Raw genomic sequence first — 12,088 nt, forward strand, 5'->3', positions numbered from 1 at the left:
TCCCGTCAAAGGAGCTGCATGTCCCCGGTGGAAATCACCCCGGAGTTTAATCCGCTCAGGTCGCCGTCCGACTATCGTCTGAATCGAATCGCCGGGCCGTCCAGCCTCGTGATCTTCGGCGTCACCGGTGACCTGGCGCGCAAGAAACTCATGCCCGCGGTTTACGACCTCGCTAACCGAGGGCTGCTGCCCCCCGGCTTTGCCCTCGTCGGCTTCGCTCGCCGAGACTGGGACAACGAGGACTTCATGCAGGTTGTGCATGACGCCGTCAAGGAACACGCCCGCACCGAGTTCAACGAGGACGTTTGGGGGCAGCTGGCTGAGGGCATCCGCTTCGTGTCCGGCACCTTTGACGACGATGAGGCGTTCACCCGCCTCACCCAGACGATCGACGAGCTTGACCGGGAACGCGGAACGATGGGCAACCATGCGTTCTACCTGGCCATTCCGCCGAAGGCATTCCCCCAGGTCACCGAGCAGCTGCGCCGATCCGGTTTGGCCGAGCAAAAAAACGGTCAATGGCGTCGCGTGGTCATCGAGAAGCCGTTCGGCAGCGATCTGAAGACAGCGCGGCAGCTCAACGACGTCGTCGAGTCGGTCTTTCCGCCCGACTCCGTCTTTCGGATCGACCACTACCTCGGCAAAGAGACGGTGCAGAATATTCTGGCGCTGCGCTTCGCCAACGAAATGTTTGAACCGCTGTGGAACGCCAACCACGTCGAGCACGTGCAGATCACCATGGCCGAGGACATCGGTGTTGGCGGCCGCGCCGGCTACTACGACGGCATCGGTGCCGCGCGCGACGTTATTCAGAACCACCTTCTGCAGCTTCTTGCCCTGACGGCAATGGAAGAACCGATCTCGTTCGACGCCGCCGACCTGCGCGCCGAGAAGGAAAAGGTGCTCGCTTCGGTTCGGCTGCCCGCCGACCTCGGTCTGGGAACCGCGCGCGGCCAGTACGCCGGCGGTTGGCAGGGCGGTGAAAAGGTTGCCGGTTTTCTCGAAGAAGACGGTATGAACCCGGAATCGGTCACCGAGACCTACGCCGCGATGCGCCTGACCATCGACACGCGCCGCTGGGCGGGAGTGCCGTTCTACCTGCGCGCCGGCAAGCGTCTCGGCCGTCGCGTCACCGAAATCGCCGTGGTGTTCAAACGCGCCCCGCAGTACCTCTTTGCCCCCGGCCAGACGGCCGAACTAGGCCACAATGCCCTGGTGATTCGGGTGCAGCCCGACGAGGGTGTTACGATCCGGTTCGGATCGAAAGTGCCCGGCGTGGTTATGCAGGTACGGGATGTGACCATGGACTTCGGTTACGGCCACGCATTCACCGAGGCCAGCCCTGAGGCATATGAGCGGCTCATCCTCGACGTGCTGCTCGGCGACCCGCCGCTGTTCCCCCGTCACGAAGAGGTCGAACTGTCCTGGAAGATTCTCGACCCGATCGAGGAGTACTGGGCCACGCAGGGGCAGCCGGAGCAATACCGCCCTGGAACGTGGGGCCCCACATCCGCTGATGATCTACTGGCCCGCGATGGCCGCACCTGGAGGCGTCCATGATCGTCGATCTGCCCAACACCACGACCGCGAAGATCTCGAAGGCGCTCGTGCGTATTCGGGAAGAGGGTGGCGCTGTCGCCCTCGGCCGTGTGCTCACCCTGATCATTGCCTCGACTCTCGGGCACGAGGAGGAGGCCATCGAGGCCGCCAACGATGCCTCCCGCGAGCATCCGATGCGCGTCATCGTCGTGTCGACCCAGGAGCCCGGCTCCACCGCGGCCACACCCGACGCACGCGTGGACGCAGAAATTCGAGTGGGCGGTGATGCTGGCGCGAGCGAGGTCATCGTTCTGCGTGTGTACGGCGATGCCGCCAACGACCCGGAGAGCCTGGTCACCGGTCTGCTGCTCTCCGATGCTCCCGTCGTCGCCTGGTGGCCGGGTACCGCTCCGGCCGTTCCCGGCGACTCACCGCTCGGACGCATCGCCTACCGCAGAATAACGGATGCGTCGGCGCAGCCGGATCCGCAGGCAGCCCTGCATCACCTGTGCGGAAGCTACCGCCCCGGCGACACCGACTTCGCCTGGACCCGTCTGACCCTTTGGCGCGCCCAGCTGGCGGCCGTGCTGGACCAGCCCCCCTATGAACCGATCGTCGGTATTCGGGTCGCCGGTGCTGCCGCTTCGCCGTCGACCACGCTGTTGGCTGCCTGGCTGCAGATGCAGCTCCAGGTGCCCGTGGACTGCGAGCTGACCACCGGCCCTCTCGCCAATGGTGTGCACGGGGTTCATCTCACCCGCGCATCGGGAACGATCTCGCTCGAGCGTGAAGTGCCCGACATCGCCACGCTCAGCCAGCCGGGGCAACCGGTGCAGGATCTGACGCTCAAGCGTCGCAGCCTGCGCGACTGTCTGGCCGACGAACTGCGGCGGCTGGATCCCGACGACCTGTATGGTGAGGTCATCACGCGCGGACTGCCGCAACTCGATGACGTGGTGTCCCAAGGAACCGGAGTGTGACCGTGACAAATGATCGACGCGTGCTGGTGCACCAGAACAAGCAGGCGCTGGCCGGGTCGGTCGCTGCACGTTTCCTGACGAACATGGTCGATGTTCTGCAGGAGCAGGACGCGGCCAATGTTGTTCTGACCGGTGGTTCCGTTGGTATTGCCGTGTTGGCCGCCATCAATGAGTCGGCCGCACGCGACACCATTGACTGGTCCCGGGTTAATTTTTGGTGGGGAGATGAACGTTGGGTGCCCCGCACCGATCCCGAGCGTAACGAATTGCAGGCCCGGGATGCTCTCCTTGACCATATCGACGTTCCGAAGGAAAACATCCACGCGTTCGGTGCTTCGGACGACCCGATCGATGTCGGTGCCGGTAACGACGCCCTGGAAGCAGCGGCGGCCCGGTACACGGCAGAATTACTCTCCCACGCACCGGAGGGTGCCCGGTACCCGCGCTTCGACGTGACGTTTCTCGGGGTTGGCCCGGATGGCCACATTGCGTCGCTGTTCCCCCACCGATCAGGTATTCGGGAGCGTGAGGCGAGTGTCATCACCGTGCACGACTCCCCCAAGCCGCCCGCTGACCGCTTGTCGCTCACGAGACCGGTACTCAACTCCTCTGACCGGGTTTGGCTTGTTCTGGCCGGCTCAGACAAAGCCTCAGCGCTCGGGCTGGCGCTGGCGGGCGCGAGCCGTGACGAGGTCCCCGCTGCCGGCATCAAGGGTCGGTACCGAACGATGTTCTTCGTCGACAGTGACGCTGCCGCCCAGGTTCCTGAAAACCTCATCGCGCCCACGTACTAGGCGACCCGACGAAAAAGGACCGGCCCTCGATCTCTCGAGGGCCGGTCTTTGCTGTGTTACACGTCAGTTCGTGGGTGACAACTTGCCACGACGAACGCGCAGCTGGTTGAGGGCCTCCTCGAGGAGCGACTCTGCTTCCTCCTCGGTTCGACGTTCCTTGACATAGGCCAGATGCGTCTTGTAGGGCTCAAGCTTCACCACGGACGGAGGATTCTCTTTATCGCGGCCGGCGGGAAGCCCGGACGATGGGCAATCGATGGTGACCGGGATTTCCTCGTCGGGAAGGCTCGCGGCAAAGTACCGTACGGTCTCATTGCCGAGTGCGTCCCAGTAGGAAACCTTGATGCGATCCGCGTGAAAACCGCGGTCCTGCTCGCCCATGGGGCCTGCGCCGACACGCGAGCCACGAATTGCGCTTCCGCCTGATGCCATCTTGTTCCTCCGTATATCCGTGCAGTTGTGTGCTGCAGTCGAGCTCTTATTGCTGCTGCTGGTGCTGAGATGTGCTGGTGAATAACTGTGCCCAGAATTCTGGGTGACTTCGCTTCAGGGTAACTCCGCACAGGGCGAAAAGTTAAGCCCCTGTATCAAACTTGGTGATCAATCCAAGAACGACGATGCAGGAGATCCACAGCAGTCCCAGAATGACAGTAATGCGGTTGAGGTTGCGCTCGGCAACTCCCGATGCGCCGAGGTTGGAGGTTACGCCGCCACCGAACATGTCCGACAACCCACCGCCCCGCCCCTTGTGCAGCAAAATGAGCATGGTGAGCAGGAGGCTCGTTATACCGACGAGCACCTGCATGACGACCTGGAGAATCTCCACACGAAACCTTTCAAAACACGGTGGGCGCAACTCTGGCGCCTAGACAACGTAATTATACCTTCACGCCGGAGCGAGGCGGTTGCCAGCGGCAACCGCCTCGCTCCGGCGATGTCAGGAACGCGTCGGTTTAGACGCCGACGTGCTTGTGATACCGAATGATGCTGGAGAACTCCGGAATATCCAAACTGGCACCGCCAACCAGGGCACCGTCCACGTTGGGTTCCCGCATGAACGCGGCAATGTTACCGCTCTTGACCGAACCGCCATAGAGGATGCGGGTCTTGTCGGCTACGTCCTGGCCGAGAGTCTCGGTGAGAACGCCACGCAGCGCCGCGGCGACCTGTTCGGCCTGCTCCGGCGTGGCGGCCTGCCCGGACCCGATGGCCCACACCGGCTCATACGCGACGACGATGTCCGCCGCGTTGGTGACACCCGCGAGGGCGGCCCGCAGTTGGGCGACCGGAACGGCGCTCGGACCGTGCGTCGCGAGGTCTTCGGCACTCTCGCCAACGCAGATCAGCGGCACAAGGTTGTGCTTGAGCGCGGCGGTCACCTTTGCGGCGACCTGCTCATCGGTCTCATTGTGCAGGGTACGGCGTTCGGAATGCCCGATGATGACGTACTGGCATTCCAGCTGGGCCAGGAAAGCACCCGAGATCTCGCCGGTATACGCACCGGAATCCTGGGCCGACACGTCCTGCGCGCCAAAGGCCAGCGGAAGTTTGTCGGCCGATACCAGAGTCTGCACGCTGCGCAGATCGGTGAACGGGGGAAAAACTGCCACCTCGACCGCGGCAAAGTCGTGGTTGGCGTCTTTGAGGTTCCAGGCGAGTTTCTGCACGAAAGCGATGGCCTGAAGGTGGTCCAGATTCATCTTCCAGTTGCCCGCAATCAGCGGAGTACGCCGAGGGTTAATGTTCACTGCCATCCGAGGACCTCCAGTCCTGGTAGACGCTTGCCCTCGAGGAACTCGAGGCTCGCGCCACCGCCGGTAGAAATATGACCGAATTGGTCGTCGTTGAAACCGAGGATACGCACGGCAGCAGCCGAGTCGCCGCCACCAACCACGCTGAGGCCGGTGACCTCGGTGAGAGCGGCGGCTACCGTGCGGGTGCCCTCCGCGAACGGTGCGAGTTCAAATACGCCCATCGGGCCGTTCCAGAACACGGTGTGGGACGCACGAATGATTTCAGCAAAAGCCGCCGCCGTGTCTGGCCCGATATCCAGGCCGAGACCGGAAGCACCGAACGGGGTGTTCTCGATGCCGTCGGCCGGGGTGATCACGTGTTCGGCATCTGCACCGAACTTCGAGGCCACGACGACGTCCGTGGGGAGCACGATCTTGACGCCGAGGCGATCGGCCTCGGCCAGATATCCGCGCACCGTCTCGATCTGATCGCTTTCCAGCAGGCTTGCGCCAACCTTATGGCCCTGGGCGGCGAGGAAGGTGAAGAGCATGCCGCCGCCGATCAGCAGAGAATTCACGCGCGGAAGCAGGTGTCCGATGACGCCGAGCTTGTCGCTGACCTTGGAACCGCCGAGGATGACGGTGTACGGCGCTTCCGGCTTCTCGGTGAGACGATCAAGCACGTCGAGCTCGGTCGCAATGAGGAGGCCAGCCGCGCTCGGCAGCAGCGAGGCCAGATCGAAGACGCTGGCCTGCTTGCGGTGGACTACGCCGAAGCCATCCGAAACAAGGGCGTCACCGAGCAGCGCGAGCTGCTGGGCGAACGCGACGCGGTCGGCATCCACTTTGCTGGTTTCACCGGCGTTGAAGCGCAGGTTTTCCAGCACGACGATTTCGCCGTTTTCCAGTGCTGCGACAGCCGCGGTGGCCGAGGCGCCAACGGTGTCGGTGGCGAAGGCAACCGGGAGGTTGACCAGTTCGCTCAGCCGGGAGGCCACCGGCTCGAGGCTGTACTGAGGATCAACGGCCCCGTCGGGGCGCCCGAGGTGAGAGACAATCACCACGCGGGCGCCCTGAGCGACGAGGGCGTTGAGGGTGGGCAGTGACGCCCGCACTCGTCCGTCGTCGGTGATCTGCCCGCTTTTTAGCGGGACATTCAGGTCGAAGCGGACAATAACCCGCTTGCCGGTAAGCGAACCTAGCGAGTCAATCGTGCGTAACGTCACCGCGCGGCCGTTAGAGTCGCTCGGCGACGAACTCGGTGAGGTCAACGAGGCGGTTGGAGTAACCCCACTCGTTGTCGTACCAGGAAGCGACCTTGACCTGGTCGCCGATCACCTTGGTGAGGCCGGCGTCGAAGATCGAGGAGTGTGGGTCGCCGACGATGTCGCTCGACACGATCGGGTCCTCGGTGTAGCTGAGGATGCCCTTGAGGGAGCCCTCAGCTGCAGCCTTGTAGGCAGCGTTCACTTCTTCGACCGTGACCGGGCGTGATGCGGTGAGCGTGAGGTCGGTGATCGAGCCGGTCGGAACCGGAACGCGCAGCGCGTAACCGTCAAGCTTGCCGATACTCTCCGGGATGACCAGGCCGAGGGCCTTGGCGGCACCGGTCGAGGTCGGGATGATGTTCAGCGCAGCGGCACGGGCACGGCGGAGGTCGCTGTGCGGGCCATCCTGAAGGTTCTGGTCCGCGGTATAGGCGTGGATTGTGGTCATGAGGCCACGCTCGATGCCAAAGTTGTCGAGGAAGACCTTGACGAGCGGCGCGAGGCAGTTCGTCGTGCAGGACGCGTTCGAGATGATGTTGTGGATCGCGGCGTCGTAGGTGCTTTCATTCACACCGAGCACGAGCGTTGCAACATCGGCACCGGTCGCCGGGGCGGACACGATGACCTTCTTGGCGCCGGCCTCGATGTGCTTCTGGGCATCGACGGCCTTGGTGAAGCGTCCGGTGGACTCGATGACGATCTCTACGCCCAGGGCGGCCCAAGGCAGGTTGGCCGGGTCGCGCTCGGCGAGAACCTTGATGGGCTTGCCGTTGACGACGATGTTGTCACCGTCGACCTCGACAGTCGCGTTCAAACGGCCGGCGACGGAGTCGTACTTAAGCAGGTGAGCGAGCGACGCGGGGTCGCTGAGGTCGTTGACGGCGACGATTTCGATGTCGCTGCCCTTGGCGAGGGCTGCGCGGAAGTAATTACGGCCAATACGGCCGAATCCGTTGATGCCGATCTTTACGGACACAAATAACTCCTGTTAGAAAAGGGCGCCGAGTGGCGCGATGAAAAATAGTACTGGAGGAAAACAGCAGTGCCCCGCCCGCGCACCGAAATGCGGGGGTGGGGCACCGGCAGGCTATGAGAGTAGCAGCAGGCCGTTGGTCTTCTCGCGTGCCACGGTGAAACGCTCCTGAACGTTCGCCCAGTTGGCGATGTTCCAGAATGCCTTGACGTAGTCCGCCCGCACATTGCGGTAGTCGAGGTAGTAGGCGTGCTCCCAGACATCGAGCATGAGTACCGGAACGGTACCAGCAGCGAAGTTGGACTGCTGGTCGAAGAACTGCTGGATGATGAGGCGCTGGCCGATGGAGTCCCAGGCCAGAACTGCCCAGCCGGAACCCTGCACGCCCAGGGCGGCAGCGGTGAAGTGCGCCTGGAACTTGTCGAAGGAACCGAAGTTGTCATCGATCGCTGCGGCGAGCTCGCCAACCGGCTTGTCTCCGCCGTTCGGGGAGAGGTTGGTCCAGAAGATGGAGTGGTTGACGTGGCCGCCGAGGTTGAAGGCGAGGTCCTTCTCCAGCTTGTTCACGTTGGCGAGGCTGCCGCTGTCGCGGGCCTCGGCGAGCTGGGTCAGCGCGGTGTTTGCGCCGGTGACATACGCCTGGTGGTGCTTGCCGTGGTGAAGTTCCATGATGGTGCCGCTGATGCTGGGCTCGAGAGCGGCATAGTCATAGTCAAGGGTGGGCAGGGTGTATTCGGCCATTACTTATCTCCTTGTGAGTTGTGCCACCGCACCGGGTGCGGCAGCGTTGTAAGTGACTATTTAGTCTACCCGCGAGGCCTGCGCGGCACAGAATTCGTGACTTCGCGCGTCGCGATCGCGCGATTTACCGGGGTGAAACGTCATCGGGGTGAACCGGGTAGTCAACGTCGGTTCCTTCGACGCCGAGCTCGACCGCTTTCTTGTCGGCCATGGCCAGCAGGCGACGAATTCGACCGGCGACGGCATCTTTGGTCATGGGCGGGTCGGCGTGATGGCCGAGCTCGTCGAGGCTGGAGTCGCGAAAGTTGAGGCGCAGGTCTCCGGCGTAGCGCAGGTGCTTGGGAATATCTTCGCCGAGAATGTCCATGGCACGCTGCACCCGAGCGCAGGCGGCGACGGCCGCCTCGGCGGAACGACGCAGGTTGGCGTCGTCGAAGTTGACCAGGCGGTTGGCGGTGGCGCGCACTTCGCGACGCTGACGCAGGGTTTCCCAGTTGAGTACCGTGTTGGTCGCGCCCATGTGCACGAGCATGGCGCCAATGGCGTCACCGTCGCGGATCACGACGCGGTGCACTCCGCGCACTTCGCGTGCCTTGGCCGCGACGCCCAGCCGGCCGGCCGCTCCAACCAGTGCCATGGCCGCCTCGTTGCCAGGGCAGATCACCTCGAGGGCCGCAGAGCGCCCCGGATCGGTCAAGGTGCCGTGGGCGAGAAAGGCACCGCGCCAGACGGCTGCGATCTCTTCTCGCGAGCCCGTGGTCAGCCGGTTCGGCAGACCACGAATCGGTCGGCGACGGGCATCCAGCAGGCCGGTCTGGCGTGCGAGCGTCTCCCCGCCCTCGATCACCTGCACGAGGTAGTGGCTGGACTGACGGATGCCGGTGGCGGCAATGACCTGCAGGGCGCTGCGCACCCCGTACAACTCGGCGAGATCTTTGCGAACCCGGCGAGCCAGAATGGCGGTATCGAGTTCGGACTCGATCGCGATGCGGCTGCTGATCATGTGCAATCCGCCGGAGAATCGGAGAATCGTGGCCAATTCGGCCGCGCGCACGGTGGTCTTGGAGACCTCCACGCGCGAAAGTTCTTCTTTAACGTCGGCGGTGAGTGCCAATCGCTTTTCCATTCTGTTGATCAGTTGCGTTACGTCTGAGTGATAAAAGCCCGGGGAGCCGGATGCTGCGCCCGGGCTCGCTTATTCGCGTCCGAGGTCGCGGTGCTTGATATTGACCGCGACTCCGGGAAGTTGTTCGAGTCGAGAAGCCAGTTCTCTAGCCATCGCAACGGAGCGGTGCTTGCCCCCGGTGCAGCCGATGCCGATAGTGGCGTGACGTTTATTTTCCCGCTGGTATCCCGCCAGCACCGGCGCCATGGCGGCGGCGTAGTGGTCGATGAAATCGAGGGCACCAATTTGGGCAAGTACAAAGTCTCTCACCTCCGGGTCAATGCCGGTGTGCGCGCGCAACTCGGGGATCCAGAAGGGGTTCGGCAGGAATCGGGCATCCGCCACCAGATCGACGTCGGTCGGCAGCCCGTACTTGAAGCCGAAGCTCAAAATGGTCAGCTGCACACCCGCTCGCCCCTCGGCCGCAAACCGTTCGGTGATCGTCGTCGCGAGCTGGTGCACGTTGAGATCGGAGGTGTCAATGACGAGGTCACTCGACTCCCGAACGGCGAGCAGCCGGGAGCGCTCGGCCGCAATGCCGTCGAGCAGGGTGCCATCGCCCTGCAGCGGATGCGGGCGGCGCACGGATTCAAACCGGCGCACCAGCGCGTCGTCCCTGGCTTCCAGAAAGATGACCTGGACCTGGGTGTTGCTGCGGAGTTGTTGCACGGTTTCGAGGAAATCGCCGAACAAATCGCGGCCGCGAATGTCGACGACTGCGGCGATTTTGGGCAGATTCGTACCAGCCCGTTCGACCAGATCAACCAGGGGCCGCAGCATTTGCGGCGGAAGATTGTCGACGACGTACCAGTCCAGGTCTTCCAACGCGTTGGCTACGGTGGAGCGTCCCGCCCCGGACATTCCCGTGACGATCAGCACTTCCTGCTTGTCGGGGTCCGTAGTCATTCGTGGAAATCGCCTTAATGAGAAATTGGTGGATAGTCAAGCCTACCGAGCGCCGGACGGTTTCGGTTGCGTTCAGGCGTTCAAGTGTTTAGGAGCGCAGGTGCGCGTGGATGGACTCGGCCAGCACGGGGCCGATGCCGCGGACATCCGCTATTTCGGCCGCCGAAGCGACCTTGAGGCGCGCCACCGAGCCGAAATGTTGCAACAGAACTTTCACCCGGGCCGGCCCGAGCCCCGCGATTTCGCCGAGAATCGAGCTGATGTCTTTCTTGCGCCGAATGCGCTGGTGGGTGATTGCGAACCGGTGGGCTTCATCACGAATGCGCTGGATCAGAAACAGCGCGTCGCTGTTGCGCGGCAGGATTACCGGGTAGTCGGAATCGGGGAGCCAGATTTCTTCAAGCCGTTTGGCGATTCCGCACAGTTGAATTCCGGTGACGCCCGATTCGGCGAGGGCCCGTTTGGCGGCGGCAACCTGCGGCTGGCCTCCGTCGACGATGAGCAGGTTTGGCTGGTATTTGAATTTGGCACGCTTCTGTTCGACCTGAATAATGTCGGTCGTAGCGGCGTCAACGACCACGGCATCCGCTGCCAACGTTTCGGGCTTCAGGTAGGCCAGTCTTCTGGTGAGGATCTGGTAGATCGAGTCGGTGTCGTCGGTTGATTCGGGAATGTTGAAGCGGCGGTATTCGTCCTTGCGCGGAAGCCCGTCTTCGAAGACGACCATGGACGCGACGATGTTGGTGCCGCTGAGGTGCGATACGTCGTAGCATTCCATTCGCAGCGGGGCGGCTGGCATTTCGAGAGCGTCCTGGATGTCTTCGAGCGCTTTGGAGCGTGCCACGAAGTCCGAGCTGCGACGGGTTTTGTAGAGCATGAGCGCCTGCTTGGCGTTGTTGCCGGCTGTGACCAGCAGGGCAGCCTTTTCCCCGCGCTGCGCTGCCACGAGGCGTACCTTGCGACCGGCGAGGTCGGCCAGCCAGGTTTCGAGGGCTTCGGCATCGTCGGGCAGTTCGGGGAGTACGATTTCGCGCGGCGGCAGGGCGTCGTGGTTGTAAGCGGTCTGCATCATGGAATCGATGAGTTCGCTCCTGGTGACGTCGAGTTCTTTGTCGACCATCCAGCCACGCACACCACGGATGCGCCCGCCGCGCACGATGAACAGCTGCACGGCGGCCGCGAGTTCGTCCTGCTCGACCGCGAACAGGTCGATGTCGACGTTGTCGCGCAGCACGACGGCGCTCTTCTCGAGCACGGCGTTGAGCGCTCGCACCTGGTCGCGTCGTTTCGCAGCGATCTCATACTGCTGCGCCAAGGCGGCGTCCTTCATCTGCTGGGTGAGTTCGTTGATGAGCTTCTTGTCGTGGCTGCCCATGAAGCTGACGAACTCGTTGACGATCGTGCGGTGGTCCTCGATCGATACCAGTCCGGAGCAGGGGCCGAAGCACCGCCCGATCTGGCCGGCGAAGCACGGCTTGCCGCTCTGCATGGCCCGCTTGTAATTGGCGTTGTTGCAGGTACGGATGGGGAAGGCCTTGAGCATGAGCTCGATGGTCTCGTGAACGGCCCAGACCTTGGGGTACGGCCCGAAATAGCGGGCACCCTTGATGCCCTCGGTGCGGGTGACCAAGGCCCGCGGCGCCTCGTCGGCGAGGGTGACCGCGAGGTACGGGTAGGACTTGTCGTCCTTGAACTGCACGTTAAACGGCGGATCGAACTCGTTGATCCACATCCATTCGAGCTGCAGGGCCTCGACCTCGGTGCCGACGACAGTCCACTCGACGCCGGTGGCCGTGGTGACCATACGGCGGGTGCGTTCGTGCAGGCTGTGGAGCGGGGCGAAATAGTTGCTCAGCCGAGCCCGCAGGTTCTTGGCCTTACCGACATAAAGGATACGCCCGGTCGCGTCGCGAAAACGGTAGACCCCGGGGGTCGTGGGAATCTCGCCCGTTTTCGGGCGATAGCTCAGGGCATCAGACATGGCCGTGA

General features: G+C 63.3%; 12 protein-coding genes. 3 read left to right on the top strand and 9 right to left on the bottom strand.

Annotated elements, in window-relative coordinates; translation table 11 throughout:
* Positions 1-18: 18 nt before the first annotated feature.
* The 3 genes from zwf to pgl are packed head-to-tail and all read left to right on the top strand — an operon-like array spanning position 19 to position 3,313.
* Complete coding sequence (gene zwf / locus E3T29_RS02820; protein WP_134343990.1) at positions 19-1,560, top strand: glucose-6-phosphate dehydrogenase; 1,542 nt, start codon at positions 19-21, stop codon at positions 1,558-1,560.
* On the top strand, positions 1,557-2,519 hold the full coding sequence (locus tag E3T29_RS02825) for a glucose-6-phosphate dehydrogenase assembly protein OpcA (RefSeq protein WP_134343991.1): 963 nt from the start codon (positions 1,557-1,559) through the stop codon (positions 2,517-2,519). Before zwf ends, E3T29_RS02825 begins: the two co-directional genes overlap by 4 nt.
* Before the next feature lie 2 nt (positions 2,520-2,521).
* On the top strand, positions 2,522-3,313 hold the full coding sequence (pgl, locus tag E3T29_RS02830) for a 6-phosphogluconolactonase (RefSeq protein WP_134344391.1): 792 nt from the start codon (positions 2,522-2,524) through the stop codon (positions 3,311-3,313).
* Positions 3,314-3,376: 63 nt separating this feature from the next.
* Here the strand turns inward: pgl and E3T29_RS02835 are convergent, their stop codons facing one another.
* From E3T29_RS02835 to uvrC, 9 genes are all read right to left on the bottom strand, one after another.
* Positions 3,377-3,745 carry an RNA polymerase-binding protein RbpA gene (locus E3T29_RS02835; RefSeq protein WP_092107849.1) on the bottom strand — a complete coding sequence of 123 codons (369 nt, stop codon included), beginning with the start codon at positions 3,743-3,745 and terminating at the stop codon, positions 3,377-3,379.
* A gap of 142 nt (positions 3,746-3,887) precedes the next feature.
* Positions 3,888-4,139, bottom strand: a complete 252-nt coding sequence (gene secG, locus E3T29_RS02840; RefSeq protein ID WP_092340102.1) for a preprotein translocase subunit SecG — start codon at positions 4,137-4,139, stop codon at positions 3,888-3,890.
* A gap of 127 nt (positions 4,140-4,266) precedes the next feature.
* Positions 4,267-5,067, bottom strand: a complete 801-nt coding sequence (gene tpiA, locus E3T29_RS02845) for a triose-phosphate isomerase (RefSeq protein ID WP_174774984.1) — start codon at positions 5,065-5,067, stop codon at positions 4,267-4,269.
* Positions 5,058-6,272, bottom strand: coding sequence for a phosphoglycerate kinase (gene pgk, locus E3T29_RS02850; protein ID WP_134343992.1), 1,215 nt, complete (start codon positions 6,270-6,272; stop codon positions 5,058-5,060). Before pgk ends, tpiA begins: the two co-directional genes overlap by 10 nt.
* Positions 6,273-6,282: 10 nt before the next feature.
* Complete coding sequence (gene gap, locus E3T29_RS02855; protein ID WP_134343993.1) at positions 6,283-7,290, bottom strand: type I glyceraldehyde-3-phosphate dehydrogenase; 1,008 nt, start codon at positions 7,288-7,290, stop codon at positions 6,283-6,285.
* Positions 7,291-7,401: 111 nt separating this feature from the next.
* Positions 7,402-8,028 carry a superoxide dismutase gene (locus E3T29_RS02860; RefSeq protein ID WP_104090360.1) on the bottom strand — a complete coding sequence of 209 codons (627 nt, stop codon included), beginning with the start codon at positions 8,026-8,028 and terminating at the stop codon, positions 7,402-7,404.
* A 124-nt stretch (positions 8,029-8,152) separates the two neighbouring features.
* The gene (whiA, locus tag E3T29_RS02865) at positions 8,153-9,142 is read right to left on the bottom strand and encodes a DNA-binding protein WhiA (protein ID WP_104090362.1); all 990 of its coding nucleotides are present in this window, start codon (positions 9,140-9,142) and stop codon (positions 8,153-8,155) included.
* An 81-nt stretch (positions 9,143-9,223) separates the two neighbouring features.
* Positions 9,224-10,099 carry an RNase adapter RapZ gene (rapZ, locus tag E3T29_RS02870; RefSeq protein WP_092340098.1) on the bottom strand — a complete coding sequence of 292 codons (876 nt, stop codon included), beginning with the start codon at positions 10,097-10,099 and terminating at the stop codon, positions 9,224-9,226.
* Between the two features lie 88 nt (positions 10,100-10,187).
* Positions 10,188-12,080, bottom strand: coding sequence for an excinuclease ABC subunit UvrC (gene uvrC, locus E3T29_RS02875; protein WP_134343994.1), 1,893 nt, complete (start codon positions 12,078-12,080; stop codon positions 10,188-10,190).
* Between the last annotated feature and the right edge of the window lie 8 nt (positions 12,081-12,088).

The sequence above is a fragment of the Cryobacterium sp. TMT1-66-1 genome, from assembly GCF_004403435.1.
GTDB classification, from domain to species: domain Bacteria; phylum Actinomycetota; class Actinomycetes; order Actinomycetales; family Microbacteriaceae; genus Cryobacterium; species Cryobacterium flavum.